11 protein-coding genes and 1 pseudogene are annotated in these 15,127 nt (G+C 64.6%); 3 read left to right on the top strand and 9 right to left on the bottom strand.

Features of this window, described 5'->3' with window-relative positions:
- The 5 genes and pseudogenes from BV071_RS20145 to BV071_RS36145 all read right to left on the bottom strand — a co-directional run.
- Positions 1-235, bottom strand: a 235-nt coding sequence (locus tag BV071_RS20145) for an RNA-binding protein (RefSeq protein WP_035611137.1), incomplete at its 3' end; no start/stop codon positions are given.
- A 190-nt stretch (positions 236-425) separates the two neighbouring features.
- The gene (gene hisF, locus BV071_RS20140) at positions 426-1,193 is read right to left on the bottom strand and encodes an imidazole glycerol phosphate synthase subunit HisF (RefSeq protein WP_035611135.1); all 768 of its coding nucleotides are present in this window, start codon (positions 1,191-1,193) and stop codon (positions 426-428) included.
- Between the two features lie 137 nt (positions 1,194-1,330).
- On the bottom strand, positions 1,331-3,748 hold the full coding sequence (locus BV071_RS33345; protein ID WP_081886121.1) for an SGNH/GDSL hydrolase family protein: 2,418 nt from the start codon (positions 3,746-3,748) through the stop codon (positions 1,331-1,333).
- Between the two features lie 133 nt (positions 3,749-3,881).
- Entirely contained in the window at positions 3,882-4,610 is a 729-nt protein-coding gene (locus tag BV071_RS20130; RefSeq protein WP_035611133.1) for an alpha/beta fold hydrolase, read from the bottom strand.
- 13 nt (positions 4,611-4,623) lie between these two features.
- Positions 4,624-5,544 (bottom strand): annotated as a pseudogene (locus BV071_RS36145) (NAD(P)-dependent oxidoreductase); the annotation flags it as partial.
- A 199-nt stretch (positions 5,545-5,743) separates the two neighbouring features.
- Here BV071_RS36145 and BV071_RS20120 point away from each other — a divergent pair.
- Together BV071_RS20120 and BV071_RS20115 are read left to right on the top strand one after the other, a co-directional pair.
- Positions 5,744-6,715, top strand: coding sequence for a hypothetical protein (locus tag BV071_RS20120; protein ID WP_035611129.1), 972 nt, complete (start codon positions 5,744-5,746; stop codon positions 6,713-6,715).
- Positions 6,716-6,828: 113 nt separating this feature from the next.
- Positions 6,829-7,242 carry a GNAT family N-acetyltransferase gene (locus BV071_RS20115; protein WP_265594669.1) on the top strand — a complete coding sequence of 138 codons (414 nt, stop codon included), beginning with the start codon at positions 6,829-6,831 and terminating at the stop codon, positions 7,240-7,242.
- A gap of 144 nt (positions 7,243-7,386) precedes the next feature.
- Here BV071_RS20115 and argB read toward each other — a convergent pair whose 3' ends face one another.
- The 4 genes from argB to BV071_RS20095 all read right to left on the bottom strand — a co-directional run bounded on the left by argB (position 7,387) and on the right by BV071_RS20095 (position 14,429).
- Positions 7,387-8,322: an acetylglutamate kinase gene (gene argB / locus BV071_RS20110; protein ID WP_265594668.1), complete on the bottom strand. Its 936-nt coding sequence runs from the start codon at positions 8,320-8,322 to the stop codon at positions 7,387-7,389.
- Between the two features lie 28 nt (positions 8,323-8,350).
- Complete coding sequence (locus BV071_RS20105; protein ID WP_035611125.1) at positions 8,351-10,516, bottom strand: hypothetical protein; 2,166 nt, start codon at positions 10,514-10,516, stop codon at positions 8,351-8,353.
- The gene (locus BV071_RS20100; protein ID WP_035611123.1) at positions 10,513-11,475 is read right to left on the bottom strand and encodes a phosphotransferase; all 963 of its coding nucleotides are present in this window, start codon (positions 11,473-11,475) and stop codon (positions 10,513-10,515) included. The genes BV071_RS20105 and BV071_RS20100 overlap by 4 nt, the downstream gene beginning before the upstream one ends.
- Before the next feature lie 62 nt (positions 11,476-11,537).
- Complete coding sequence (locus tag BV071_RS20095; protein WP_035611121.1) at positions 11,538-14,429, bottom strand: insulinase family protein; 2,892 nt, start codon at positions 14,427-14,429, stop codon at positions 11,538-11,540.
- Positions 14,430-14,506: 77 nt separating this feature from the next.
- Between BV071_RS20095 and BV071_RS20090 the strand changes: the two genes are divergently transcribed.
- Positions 14,507-15,076: a gamma-glutamylcyclotransferase gene (locus BV071_RS20090; protein WP_052573651.1), complete on the top strand. Its 570-nt coding sequence runs from the start codon at positions 14,507-14,509 to the stop codon at positions 15,074-15,076.
- The last annotated feature ends 51 nt before the right edge of the window (positions 15,077-15,127 follow it).

Genomic DNA, 15,127 nt, shown 5'->3' with positions numbered 1-15,127 from the left:
GTTCAGCCGGGTTCACGCGGAGCGGACGCCCGCCGAAGTCCTTGCCGTCCACCGCCTCAGCAGCCTCCTTTGCCTTGGAGCCGTCGGCCAAAGTCACGAAGCAAAACCCGCGTGGGCGGCCGGTCTCGCGATCGGTGACGATTTTCACTTTCTCCACCGGCCCGAAGGCGGCGAAGAGCTCAGCCACTTCTTCTTCGGTGGCGCTGAAGGGCAGGTTGCCCACGTAGATGTCCATCTTGTCTGTAGTCTCAACGCCATTTCACGGAACCACTTCGTCAGCCGATGGCGCAAAGGCTGGGTGAAGCGAGCCCGACTGAGGTCGCCGGACATTTCCCCCGCTACACGGTCGCCGATCCTAGGGCAAGCTCATAAATCAAGCGCCTTCGTCGCGTTTGAAAGGCGCGGCGAACTTGAATTTCAGCAACTCACACGATTTCGGGGCGAACCGGGATGCCGCGCTCGGCAAAATAACGCTTCGCTTCACCCACGGTGTGCTTGCCGAAGTGGAAGATACTGGCCGCCAAAACAGCGTCCGCCTTGCCCTTTTCCAAGACCTCCACCATGTGGTCCAGATTGCCCGCGCCACCGCTGGCGATCACCGGAATGCCCACACTTTCAGAGATCGCGGCAGTCAGCTCGCAATCGTAACCGGCTTGGGTGCCATCCGCATCCATGCTCGTCAGAAGGATCTCCCCCGCCCCGCGGCGCCAGACTTCCTTGGCCCACTCCACGGCATCCAAACCCACCGGGGTGCGACCGCCGTGAGTGTAGACGCCCCACTTGCCTGGGCCCTCGCGTTTGGCGTCGATCGCCACCACAATGCACTGGCTACCGAAGGCCTTGGCCCCGGCATCGACGAGGCCGGGCTCCTTTACCGCTGAGGTGTTGATGCCCACCTTGTCCGCTCCGGCCAGCAGCATCTCGCGCATGTTTTCCACGCTGCGAATGCCCCCGCCCACGGTGAGCGGGATGAAGCAATGCTCCGCGGTGCGGCGGACCACATCGATCATCGTCCCGCGATTGTCGGAGGATGCCGTGATGTCGAGGAAGACCAGCTCATCCGCCTGCTGGGCGTTGTAGGCCATGGCTGCCTCCACCGGATCACCGGCATCGATCAAATCGACGAAATTGACGCCTTTGACCACGCGTCCATCGGTCACGTCGAGGCAGGGAATGATGCGTTTGGCGAGCACGGGGCGGGTGGTACGGGAGGAATCCCGAAGTTTGAAGGCTGAACTTTGGACTTCGGTTTTTGAATGGCACGAAAAAGACCCCGCCGGGCGAGCCAGCGGGGCCGGAAATACGATCCTTCGACCACAGGCAGGCCGCCTCAATCCTCCGCCTTCAGGCGGAGGAAGCGGGTCGCGGTACCGGTCACGGTGAGGTTGTCAGTCACAATCACGGTGCGGGTATTGCCGGTGCCGGTCTCACTCACGCTTACACCCCCGGCAAGGGTGGCAAAAGCCGCGCCACCAGTGCTCTTCGCCAAGTCGGTCCACGAATCCAAGGTCGAACTCGCCTGCACCGTCAACGTGAGGTCGGCGCGGTCCACCAAGCGGGTGAAGGAGAGGCGGGGGTGATCTGCGGCGATGTCTTGCATCGGGAGAGGCCCGGCCCCAGCAGCCACCGGATCGCCACCGAGGGCGTATTCCAACAGGTTGCTGAGCGCGTTGCCATTGGGATCAGCGTCGGGCGAGGCATCATTTCCGCTCAGACCGTGGTCGGCTGCCCATGTCGCATAGGAAGGCTGAGTCGCCGCAGAGGCCGTGCCGAAGGCCTGCAGCTCACGCACCACAGTGCCACCGCTCGAGCCACCACCAGCCTGGCTGGGGCCCACCGCGCCCGCGCCGCTGCCCGCATCCGGGTTCATGAAGACGTAGCGGATGCCCGTGACATGGCTGGCGATGGTGGTCCCGCTGGCGGCAGTAAGGGTGGTGAGGAAGGAGGAGTTGCCGCCGTTCACCACATCCGCATTTCGATAGGTGCCGTAGTCCGTGAAAGGCCCGTTGCCGATGGAGAGCAGCACTTGGAAACGATGCGCCCCGAGACTGTGGTCACCCCAGCCGCTGATCGCCTGCAAGCTGGTGAGGTCGTAGCCCGCGGTATTGACTGTGGTGTCGAGATTGAAGGTCACCGTCACGGGCATGATCGTCGCACCGCTATTGGCATCGGTGACAGAGTAGTAGGTGCAATTCGCGTTGCCTGCGGCGCTGCCGTCATTCAGCCCGGCCACCGGGAACAGCGCGCTCAGCGAGCCGGTCGGGGCGACCACACTTGCGAGAGAGCTCTGCCCGGCACGCAGGAGGTTCACCGCCACTGCACTGTCCTTGCCCGTCGCGAGATTCGCGGTGGAGTAGGTGGCGGTCAGCGGTTTCGGAGGCAAGGCCGCGGAGGGCGCGCCGAAAACCTGCAACTCGCGCACCACCGTGCCACCGCTCGATCCGGCCTGGGTGCTGCCCACCACAGTGGCACCGGATGAGGAATCGGGGTTCATCATCACGAAGCGGACGCCAGTGACATTCCTGGCCAGCACGCCCGTGCTATGGCTGACGGTGGAGAGGAAGGAAGAATTCCCGCCATTGACCAGCGCCGCGTTCGTGAAGGTGCCGAAGTTCACATACTCCTCATGGTTCCGCGCGATCCAGAGCTGGAAGCTCTGCGCACCGAGGTTGTGGTCACCCCAACCGCTGATCGCTTGCACGCTGCTGATGTCGTAGCCGGAGGCATTGGCGGTGGTATTCAGCTCGAAGCTCACCGTGTCCGGCATTTTGGCAGCGCCGCCATTCCCATCGGTCACGGAGTAGTAGGTCATTTGGGGATTGGTGGCAGCGCCGCCATCATTCAGCCCGGCAACCAGAAAGGTGCCATTCAAGGAACCCGTGGGAGCAGTCACGCTGGACAGGGTGCTTTCACCGGCACGGACCAAGTTCACCGCAATGGCGGAGTCCTTGCCTGAGGCGGTGGCAGCGGAGCTTGGCGTGAAGACGATTCCCTCAACCGCTGGCAGCGGCACCGTGGCCCAAGTTGCGGCCATCGCGGCATAGCCCGTGGCATTGGGGTGTGCATAGCCGGCGAACTGCGAGGCCTTCCAACTCTGGTCGCCATTCACGAAGTTCGCGTAGTTGTCCACGAGCACAATGCTCTTGCCCTGCGAGCTGAAGTTCGGGACCACCGTTGCGGACAGCGCGGCATTGTAGTTCTTCACGTATTCATCGCGGCCATCCTGGATCGGGATCAAGGTGGAGAGCACCAGCTTCAGGCCCGGCTTGTTCGCATAGAGGGTATTGATCAGCGTGGTCAGACGGCCGATCGCCGCGGAGGTATCATTGCCGGCACCGCTACCGAGATTGAAATTCTGGAGGATGTCGTTGGTGCCGATGTGAAGCAGCACGACATCGGGATTCGCGCTGCTCTGCCAGGCATTGATGAAGGACTGAATCTGGTCGATCCGCCAACCGGTGTGGCCTTCATTCGCCTGCTGGCCAGTACTGACCAGATAGGACGTGCTGTTCGAGGTGTCGCTCCCGACGAAGAGAAAGGGAATGCTGCCCGCGGCATAGAGATGGGCCAAGGGCTCGCGGTAACCGCCGGGGATCTGCTCCGTGCCATTGCCCATCCCATAGGTGATGGAATCGCCCAGCGGCATTACCCGCACCGTGGCCTGGGCATTCGATAAAGTCGCAGAACTGAGGATAATAGCCGCACTGGCAATTAGCAACGCGATCCCACGGGTCAAATGGTGGAGCATGGAGGTATGAGGGTTTCAACCCCGAATACACGGGGCCAAGGTAGCCTGCATCTTTAGCTGCATGCCCCACGCCTGTAACCCTCCCATTCTCCATAGGTTGGGCGCGCCAACCCCATCCCCACCGGGAGTTCTGCTAGACCAAATACTCCTCCAGCCAATCCGCGGTCTCGCCGATCACCTTCGGATAGGTCTTCTCATCGAAGGAATGCTCCGCGCCCTGGATCTCGACGAGTCGCTTCGGCTCCTCGGCGGTGTCGTAGGCATCGCGGCTGTCTTGGATCAGCACCACGTCATCGGCGGTGCCGTGGATGAGCAGCCAAGGCGCCGTGACCTGACCCACCTCATCGAAGAGATCGCCGGTGCACTGCATGTCATCCATGAACTTCTGCGAGAGTGGACAAGCGGGCTCGTCCCACATGAAGCCTTGGCCGGGAATCACGGAACCGAACTCGCGCTCGGAGAATTCCTCGGTGCGGATCATCCCGGCGAGGCTCACCAGCACGCGGATACGATCGTCCCCCGAGGCAGTGGTGACGCCCACCGCACCGCCCATGCTGTGGCCGATGTAGGCGACCTTCAGGCGCTGCGGCAGCACATCAAGGATGTCCCGCAGGTCACCGCTTTCCTTGGTGATGGTGGCGTCGCCGAATTTTCCTTCAGAGGCGCCATTGCCGGCCCAAGAGATCCTCAAGCAGGGCCAGCCCTTGGCAGCGAGGCCTTCGGCCAGATTCACCAACAGCGGGCGGTCCTTGTTGCCGGTCACGCCGTGGCCTAACAGCACGAGCACACCTTCGCGGCTGCCCTCGTGGAAGGCAGTATCAAGCTTTTCGCCGAAGCGGTTGCGGAATTCAGGAAGCTGCATCGCAGGTGGGAAGTCAGTGAACTGTGCGGCCGGGGAAGGTCAATTCGGCGATGCCGGATTTATCAAGCTCGCCCAGTCCCAGCTCGGTCAGGCGGTGATACTGCGCCTCGGTGGCCAGGGACAGCGGGACATTCACGCCCGTTTCGGCGGCGAGGGCATTGGCGATGCCGCTGTCCTTCGCAGCGTGAGCGGCGGAGAAGTAGCAATCGTGTTCGCGGGCGATCATGTCGTCGCCATCGGTCTCCAGCACCCGGGAATTCGCGCCGGTCTGGGAGAAGACCTCCTTGAGCATCTTTAGGTCGAGCCCCAGCGCTGCGCCGAGGCCGAGGCCCTCCGCGAGGCCGGCGGTATTGATGTTCATGACCATGTTGACCAGCGCCTTGACCTTCGCCGCTTGGCCGGTGCCGCCGACATGGCGGAGCGAGGAGGAGAGATCCTTGAGCACGCCTTCCACTTTCTGGAAAGCATCCGCCGTGCCGCCGACCATGAGGTAGAGCGTGCCTTGGCGGGCCTGGGTGATGCTGGAGGCCATGCAGGCCTCAAGGGCGGTAGCTCCCTTGGCGGCAGCCGCGGCATCCACGGCGACATGCACCTCAGGGCTGACGGTGGCGCAATTGATGAAGGTCTTGCCTGCGGCCCCGTTGAGGAGCGAGTCCCCTTCTGCGGCGAAAATCGCCCGCATTGCGGCGTCGTCCGTGACCACCGTCAGGATCACATCGGCAGCAGCGGTCACCTCGGCGAGAGTGGCGACGTGCTTGGCTCCCAACTCGGTGGCCAGCTCCGCGGCGATCTGCGGGAAAGCGTCGTAGACCGCGGTGACCTCATAGCCCTGGTCTTTCAGGCGGCGCGCCATATTCGCGCCCATCCGGCCGGTTCCGACAACTCCGATGCGTGGTTTGGACATGGGCAGGAGCTTGAAACAGGACTCCCGGACTGTCCACCTTCCGCAAAGAGGGAATGCAGGTAGCGCCCGGCGGGCCCGTAGTTACCATGCGGTCACGCGATCCATCCCGGAGCGCATGATTTTCAGCAAGTGGCGGGCGCAGCGTCGAAATTCCTGTAATTTCCGCAATCGATGCAAAACATCGGGGCTTGTCCGGCGTTTCAACTCACCACGAAATCCAGCAAACCCAATGCACCGTCCCTTTCTCCTCGCCCTCCTACTCGCCGCCCCGCTCTGCCACGCCGATCCGCTGTCCCAAGCCGATAAACAGGCCCTGCTGGAAAAGCTGGATACCCTGCGCGACGAGGCTAAGTCGAAGGCAATGAGCCGCGTAGGAGGTGCCGTGGCTGCCTTTCGTACTGCCATGGCGAGCGATGACGCCGCAATGGAGCTGTATCTGAAGTGCGTGGAGAAGGTCGACTTCGAGGATCAGAAGAAAAGCTCCCAAGATTTCCGCGAGTGGAAGCGCCGCCAGGCCGACCGTCTCGACAATCCGGGCTTCAAGGTCACCCTGCGCCACCAATTGCGCTGGCTGGTGATGACCCTTGAAGCTGCCGAGAAGCCGGAAAAGATCGCTGATCTCGCTCCGCGGGCGTCTGAAGCGCTGTCATCGATTTACGACAACCCCGATCAATTCGGAGGGGATGCCGACTCCCTGCGCCAGCCGGTGACCTCCACGGTCTTCGCGCGGGCCTATAGCCTCGGCGGCCTGAAGCTTGAGAAGTGGCCCCCCTCCCCGCTGGAGAACGCCGCGGTTTTCGAGCAGGTGATCATGCCGCCTCTGCGGGCGAAGCAGAATTTCGACGCGATGCGCGAGCAGTGGGCCCGCCGGATCCGCTATGAGGGGATCGCGCGCCAGTCCTTCGGTGGCGGCGGCGGGGGTCGCCGCGGCGAGCGTGGTGGGGAGAAGGGCAAACCGCACGAGGATGCCAACCCCGACTACGAAAAATTCGTGGTGGAAACCCTGCCGGAGTTGCAGTGGCAGATGGAGATGGATCTCTACAAGTCGGGCGACCAGAAGCGCTCGGCGCTGAAGATGCTCGAGCACATCGAAGCCCACGTGACCCACCCGAAGGCCCGCGACTGGGGCCAGCAGTTCCGCGGACTGATCGAGCCACCGAAGGGTACTACTGATCCCGCCCCCGAGACGGCGGACAAGTGAGGCCGGGAGAGTTCCCGGATAAATCTCCCCTTTGCTTCCGGCACCTTTCCGGAAGCGAAGTCGGGGGAGATCCTGCGCTGCTGGAGTCCGTACTCGAGTTGGATCGTGCCAACATGCTTCCCATTATGGCGGCATCCGGCTTTCCGGACTTTCCGTGGGAGAAGCGCATCGCCGGTTTGACCGGAAGCGAAACGCGATTCTTCGGAGCCTTTGGGAACGACCGCTTGTGCGGCTATTTGGAGATCCTGCCCGACTATCGGGACTCGGATGGCCTCTACATTTCCTCCATGCAGATCGTGCCGGAGAGAGCGGGATCGCGAATATTCGTCACCCTGCTGAAGATAGCCCATGCATGGGCTTCAGCCCGGAGCCTCGGGAAGTTCAGGACCGAGGTTCAGAGTGAGAACCGGCGCATGATCACCATTCTGGAGCGCTTGGGCTTCCAGATCGAGGACGGCAAGCACTCCCATACCAAAACCGCCACCGTTCCCACGGCGCGCCTGCTGGGACACCGCATCTTCCGCTGAAGCTGTCGGTCCCGACGGGCCGCTTCCCGGGATTCGCAGGTAGGCTCGCGCGGATTCTACCGTCGGGAGAATCCCTGAGGAGCACTGGACCATTTCATACCGGCCGCCTCTTCGTGGGGCGGCCGGTTTTTGTTTGCCGGGATCTTAGCGCGTCACCTCGGTGCCGATGCCACCGTCGGTAAAGATCTCCAACAGCAAGGCATGCGGCAGACGTCCATCGATAAAGTGGACCTTGCGGACCCCGGCGTTGAGGGCATCGATGGCGCTCTTGATCTTCGGGATCATGCCACCGGAGATGGTGCCATCGCTCATCAGGTCGTCCGCTTGGGCGCGGCTCACGGACTTGATCAGGGTCTCCGGCTTGGAGGGATCCATCATCAGGCCGGGCACATCCGAGAGGTAGACCAGCTTGGCAACGCGCAGTTCCTTGGCCAGCGCGGCGGCTGCGAGGTCGGCATTGATATTGAGCGGCCGCCCGGTCGCGAGCTCCGCGGCCAGCGGTGAAATCACCGGCACGATGCCTGCACTGTGGGCTGCATCCATCTGGCTGAGCTGGCAGCCGACCACTTCCCCCACCCGGCCGAGGTTCACGCGCTGCCCTTGGGCATCGGTCGCGTGCATCTTCTCGCCGAGGAACACATCCGTCCCGGCGATGCCGACCGCCTTGCCGCCGAAGTCGCGGATCATGCGGACGAGGCCGGGGTTGATCTCGTTGGAGAGCACCTTCTCAACGATGTCGATCGCCTCATCCGAGGTCACGCGGAAGCCGCCGACGAACTCGGCATCAAGCCCGGCCTCCTTCATGGCTGCGGAGATGGCCTTGCCGCCGCCGTGGACGACGATCGGATTGATGCCGGCCACCTCGAGGAAAACGATGTCGCGCATGACCTTGGCGACGAGATCCGGGTCCTCCATCGCCGAGCCGCCCATCTTGATCAGGAAGGTCTTGCCGCGGAAGGCCTGAAGGTAGGGCAGAGCCTCGATCAGGGCTTCGGCTTTCTCGATGGGATGCTGGAGGTCCATGCGGTGGGTGGGTGCGAGGTGAGAAGGAAGATCGGGAGATTGGGCTTCAAGTTCCAAGGAAGAATTCGGCGGCGAGCTCACTCGCTCAGCGGCGCTTCTTCTTTCGCTTGCCGGAGCCCTTCTTATGCGGCGGCGGGAACTTCTTGGGTGCAGTGGAAGGGCTCTGCGGAGGCGCCACGGGCGGGCTAGCCACTGGCGCTTCGGCAGCGGCAGGAGTCGGCTCGGCTTCCGGCTCGGCTTCCGGCTCGGCTTCCGGCTCGGCTTCCGGCTCGGCTTCCGGCTCGGCTTCCGGCTCGGCTTCCGGCTCGGCTTCCGGCTCGGCTTCCGGCTCGGCTTCCGGCTCGGCTTCCGGCTCGGCTTCCGGCTCGGCTTCCGGCTCGGCTTCCGGCTCGGCTTCCGGCTCGGCTTCCGGCTCGGCTTCCGGCTCGGCTTCCGGCTCGGCTTCCGGCTCGGCTTCCGGCTCGGCTTCCGGCTCGGCTTCCGGCTCGGCTTCCGGCTCGGCTTCCGGCTCAGCTTCCGGCTCAGCACGGGGTTCCTCCTCTACCTTCTCCAAGACAGCCAGCTCAAACGGCGGTTCCTCTTGGGCCGCCGGGACTTCCACCGGTTCCACCCGCGCTTCCACGGCGGGTAGCGCTGGCTCCTCCACCTCCGGCAGGGGCTCGGGACTTCCCCAGATCTCATGCGCGGAGACCGGTAGGACCACCCGCCCGGCGGAGAATTTTACCCGCGTGAGAGGCGGCCCCTGTGGTGGCTCTGGAGCCTCGGGTGCCGCGGCAGGGGCCACCGACACCACCGCAGGGGTGACTTCAGGCACCACCGCCTGGAGCGGGACCAAGGGTGTTAGCGGGGCCAAGGCAGGCGCACCACGCACGGGAATCGGGACCGGAGCGGGCGCAGGGGCTGGCACCTCCGGCTCCTGAACGAGCGGCCGCTGCGGCTTGTAGTTGGGATCCTCCCATGGCCGTGGGTTGACCAACGGCTTCTTCACGTCGCTGGGCTCGCGGTAGATGGAGAGCAGCAGCGAAGAAAGGCTCATGCCCGCGATCGCCAGGGGCGGGAGCCAGAGATTCCAACGGCTGGAGAGCAGGAAAACCAACTCACCAGCGAAGGCGGCGGCGGCAAGCACCGCCACCAAACGCCAGAAAAAGCGCTTCATCCAAGTGGCCCACGCAGCGAAGAACGCCAGTAAAAGCACAAGGCCCATCTCCACCAGCACCGGCATGCGCGGCAAGGTCAGCGGCCTATCGTAGCGAGGGGAGGAGTGGATCTTTGCCGACAGTCCCGCCAGGGAATCCGACCATGCCTTGTCCGCCACCGACATTTCCGCCCGGCCATCGCGGATCAGCAAGGGCGACCACGCCGGAGGAACCGGGCTATCCTCTGCGATCAGCTTCCAGGCCGGGACATCGCTTACGGCTGGCTTGTCTGCCAGCGTGGTGCGGCCCAGAGCATCGATCGGTACGACCGGACCATCAGGTCCGAGCCGGATCTCGTGGCCCAGTGCCACCCGGACTTCACTGGGATCAAGCCCTATCGCCGCGATCTCCGCAGCCAGCGGCAGGGCGAAGATCACGCGGTCACCCCAGCGGGCGAGCAAGGGCAGCCGGCCATCTTCGGATTTGCGCTCGTTCTCCAGCAGGGTGAACCCGGCCAAGGTCTTGTCGCCGCCAAGTTCGGCCCCCGGTGCCGCCACCTTGTTGACCTGCGGTAGGGCGCTCGTATCACCGTCGACTTTCGCGGCCAGGATCGAAAGGCGCAGGAAGGGCGAAGGCAGCGGCGCGGCGGCAGCCCCACGCGACAGCGGCAGGCCGAGCACCGCGGCATCGAAGCGGTCGAGCTGCTTGCGCAGGGCAACGACGGCTAGCGGGTCGGGCTCCTCCCATGCCATCAGGTAGCCACAGGCCACCGTGCGATGCCCGGCATCGTAAAGGCGGCGGAAGATGATCGCGCAATCGTCTGGGGCTGGCGGGGACTCGCGGAAATAGCCCTCCGCATCGTCATCGACCGAAAGCAGCCGCACCGGCTCCGGCGCGGGCGCAGGCCGGGACTTCCAGCGCTGCCACGGGTGAACCGGGCTGCCGTCCCCGGTAAAGGCGGATGGCGTGGGGTCGAGCTTGAGCGAGAGCTTCTCCATCAGCGAGAGCTCCAGCTTCTGCAAGGCCGGGATCCCGGACGCCGCACCAAGCGCAAAGAGGCCGACGCCGAGAATCACGGCGGCATTCACGAAGGGCCGGCGGGGCAAGGCGCTCACGGGGCATAGTCTCGCGCCTTGGCGAGCACCGGAGCGAGGGGTTTTTCCAACGGGGTGCCAGCGGTCACTTCAGCGAGGAAACGGGCAGCCACGGGGACGTGTGGAGCGTACCATTCATCGCTCCGGTTGCGGATGATATTGCCGAAGGCCCCGAGCGCCTGCATCAGGCGCTGCGCCGCGCACTGGCGGAAAATCGTCTCCTCCGGCCGGTCCTCGGAGATGTCCTCCCAGATATCCAGGATCTTCTCGCGGTCCTCTTCCGAGTGGTCCATGTAGGGGTCGTAGACCAGCGAGGCGATGTCATACTCCTGACGGCCGCGGCGCATGCCTTGGAAATCGATCCACCAGGCCTTGTCCTCGTGGAGCAGCAGGTTCTGCGATTGGAAGTCGCGGTGGACCAGATGCTTTGCGGAGGCCCCGAGGCGCTTGGCGAGGTCGCTGAACTCCGAGCCTTCCCGTAGTTCGTCCGCCTCCATGCCGAGCAGGCCTTCGACCAGGTGCTCAAAGAAATACTCCTGCTCCCAGCGGTAGAGCGTCTCATCGAAGGGCGGCATCAGTTCGAAGTCCTTCGGCCCCTTCGAGTAGAAGAGCTTGTCGATCTGCTGGAGGGCGGAACGGTAGTAAGGCTCGCGCTCTTCGAAAGCTGCATCCTTCAGCGAGTAGAGATCGATATCCCCGAGATCCTGCACCAGCGCGACCCGGCGGTGCGGGATCTCGTGGAAGATCTCCGGCACGTTGATCTTGGTCGCCTTCAGGAACTTGGCAACTGGCAGGAAATTGTCGCTGTCCGGCCGGTCGTCGGTCCAGTGGATGCCGATGAAGGGATCCCGGCCCGGAGTCTTCACGCGCACGATCGTCCGCCCCGAGGCCCCCTTCTTGATCGGGGTCATGGTTACGGTCACGGTCGGATCGATCCCGAGGTACTGTCGGGTGGCGTGGAGGATCGCGTCGGTCGGCATCGCGGCGGGAGGTTCTTGGAAAGACCGCCCGGGGGACAAGGGGAAAGTCCGGCCGCAGAAACCTACTCCGGCGGCAGGGTCTGGAGTTCCACGGCCCCCTCCAGATCCAGCACCCGGGCCGCGAGCTTGCGCAGGGCGGGTTCCATGGCGGCCAGCTTGGCGGGATCCAGATCCGCCAGGCGGGGTAGGGTCTCCAGCTCCGTGAGCTGCGCGAGCACCTCATCCGGATCCCGGAGTCGCTTGCGGAAGGCGGGTTGCAGCGGCCGGTAGGCGCGCAGGTATTCATCCGCGGACCACTCGCCGCGCCTCACGCCCTCCACCACGGTGCGGAGCTTCCCGGCCACGACCTCGCAGCGGTCGACGGCGCAGAAAGACAGAAGGCCGAACCACTCGCGCGGTCGGCCGGCCACGTCCATGCGCAGGCCGCGGAGCAGGTAGCTCTCGCCCAGACTGTCCCGGAGCAAGGATTCCACCCGGCTCTTCAACAGGCTCTGCAGGAGCTGGTGGCGGATATCCTCCTCCGGGTTGTCCGCGGGTGCCGCGGCAAGCATCAGGCAAGCCTTCCCCTTTTCCTCCCCGCTCCCCGCAACATACCGGTACTGGCCCGGGGGCGTGGCGGGCGGGAGCGGATAAGGCGAGCCTTCCCGCCACCGGCTGCGCAGCGGGAGCGCCCCAAAGGTATTGGCCAGCACGGCCAGCGCCTCCGCGGGAGCGAAGTCGCCCGCGATCCGCACCCGCAGGCGGTCCTTGGCCAGCATGGGCAGCAGCCACTTTGCCACCATGGCGCTGTCGCAGTTCATGAGGTCGGGCGAATAGAGGTCCATCCGCGGATCCTCGCCATGGCGCAGTTGCCGGAAGCGATTGATGAAGGGATCGCTGGTCTGCTGCTTGATATAGGCTAGGTCCCGCTCGCCGGCCTTCCATGGCCTTGGCCGCTTGACCAAGCCCGGACGCTCAATTGAGGCACAAAGGATTTCCAACTGGGTAGCGAGGTTGTCGCGGTCGGTGCTGCCTTCCAAGAAGAAGCGGTCGGTCCCGGTACAAAACCAATGAGACAGCTCGCGATCCGCCATCGCCGCATCGAGCTGCAGTTCCGAAAAATCCCCGAAGGGGTTCCAGTTGCAAAGGAAGGTGGCGGCCATGCCCAGACCCGGGTGGTCCGCTGGCACGGACAGCATGCCGTGCCCCACATCCACCCCTACCTCGACGATGCCACCCAGCGAGGGCATGGGCTGCAGGCGGACCAGCACGCCATTCGCAAACTCCGCCTCCAGCATGCCGCGCCCTTCGTCGAGATCCTGGCGGACCAGAGTTCCGGGCGTGCCGAAGGGGTCAATGAGGAGTGGGCGGATCTTCCCATGCTCCGGGGCCGGCTGACGCGAGGCGGCAAGGGCACGCTCCAATGCCTCCTGCGCCTTGTTTTCGGAGAGGTCCGCGACCTCCCCGGAGAGCAAAATGCTCAGCGAGGTATCCCGCCATTCATCGCGCAACAGGGCCTCGCATTCTTGGCGGGTGATGGAGAGCAGATCGGTGCGGGCGCGGTTCACCTCGTCTTCCGGAGACTCGACCAGCCGGCCGGTGCGGATGGAATCCGCCAGCAGCGTGGCGAGACTTTCATTCGACTGGCTGAGGCGCTCGCTGAAATTCTCCCGGATTGCGCGCCGGACGTCGCCGCGGGCCTCCGCGAATTCCACGTCGCTGAAGCCGCTGTCGCGGGCGGAGAGAAAATCCCGCAGGAAGGGATCGAGCAGGCGGATGGCACTGGCGGGAGCCACCTTGGAAGATACTTCCAGCCACGTGATCCCCGGCAGCAGTTCGATCAGCGCTTGGAATTTGTCGACGCGGGCCGCGTCACGCTCTTGCGCATCGCGGCTCAAGCGTTGGGCCAGCATCTTCAGAGCCAGCTCCCGCGTGAGCTGGCGACGCCGGAGTTCCGGACCGTCGGGCAAGGTCTTGACCGGAAGCCGCGCTGCCACGGTAAGCCTCACTCCTTCATCCGAAGGATACGGGACGAAGTCCAGCGCCGGGCCACGGGGCTGCATGGGATTGCCCGGATCCGGAACCGCTTCCGGGCTGCCCGCGGGCAGACTACCGAAGGTCTCGCGGATGCGCGCAGTCATTGCCTCCATCTCAAAGTCCCCGCTCACGACGAGTGCTATGCGAGCCGGCCGATAGGTGCGCCGCCACAGGCCCCGCAGCTTTTCCGGCGTGGCCTGCGCGACCTCCTCCGTCAGGCCGCCGGGCCCGAGCCTGGCGGCGGGCACTCCCGGCAAAATGGCGGCGGCACGCAGGTCGAAGGGCTGGCCATCCTTCGTATCCTCCAACTCGCGCAGGACCACGCGGCGCTCCGCGTCCACATCCTCCGCGCGGAAGAGCAGGCCATCCACGATGTCGCGCAGGAAGCCGAAAGACTCCGCGAGAGCGGCGGCATCGGCCTGCGGTAGATCGAGGCGGTAGAGTGTGTGGTCGCGGGCCGTGTGGGCATTCGAGTCCGCACCACGGGTCAGGCCGAGGCGCTCGAACTCCTCCAGCGCGTGACCATTCGGGCGGCTCCTGCGGCCCATGAAGGCGAGGTGCTCCACGAAGTGCGCGAGCCCGTGCTCCCCTTCCCTCTCGTGCATGGACCCGGCCAGCACGATCAGGCGCAAGCTGACTTCGCCCGGCTGGTCCGCCTGCGGTGCCAGGATGTAGCGCAACCCGTTCTCAAGCTGCCCGGCGGGCGTGGCCGCATCCCGGACGAGTTCGGCCGGCGGCGGCTTCTTTTCGTCGAAGCGCTCCGACCACTTGGCGAGCCGGGTCTGTGGATCGGAGCGATGGGTTTTGCTCGCGGGTGCCCGGGGAGTCCGGGCCTGCGAGGTCTCCTCCGGGCAGCCACGCATTGCAAGGACTCCGCCGAGCCCCAGCACGGCACAGACCGGCAGAACACGGCGCAGGAGCAGCGGAGGAACACGCACTCATCCGGTATCGGGGCAAGCGGTGGTGGGTGTCAAAGCGGGAACCGGTCGGGCTTTCCAAAGACCTCGCCCTTATTATGGTCCGTCTTCGCTTCAACGCCATGCCCCTCTACTTCGCCTACGGCTCGAACATGCTGGTCGAACGCATCACGGCAGCCACGCGGGTTCCGGCGGCAGTGCTAAAAGGTGTGGCACGCTTGGATGGATACCAGCTTACCTTCGGCAAGTTGAGCATCCGCAGCAATGGCGGCCGCTCGGGCAAGGGTGATATCGTGGAGCACCCGGATGGCGCGGTGTATGGCGTGCTCTACGAGGTGCCGGATTTCGAGGCTCTGGACCGGGTGGAAGGCGTGAGCAGCGGGGATTACCGGCGGGTGATGGTGAAGCTCAGCTCCGCGGAGCATGGCGAAGTCGAGGCCGCGGTGTATGTGGCGGTGAAGACCGGCGAGGCGCTGCGCCCTTACCACTGGTACAAGGGATTGGTCCTTGCGGGGGCGGAGCAGCACGGGCTGCCGACGGATTACGTGGAGGACTATATCCGTAGTATTTCCTCGATCCCGGATGCGGGTGGGGAAGAATTCGCGGATTTCCAGGAGGCTCGGTCGATTCTGGAGCCTTTGGGTTATTGGCGGGAGAATTCGGAGTAACGCAGGGCCCGCGGCAACCCCTTCAGGGTTGAGTCCGTTTTTTGGGTTTAC

This window comes from Haloferula sp. BvORR071 (assembly GCF_000739615.1).
GTDB lineage: Bacteria > Verrucomicrobiota > Verrucomicrobiia > Verrucomicrobiales > Akkermansiaceae > Haloferula.
Note: the sequence above shows the minus strand (reverse complement) of the source record. Positions and strands in the feature narration are given on the sequence as shown.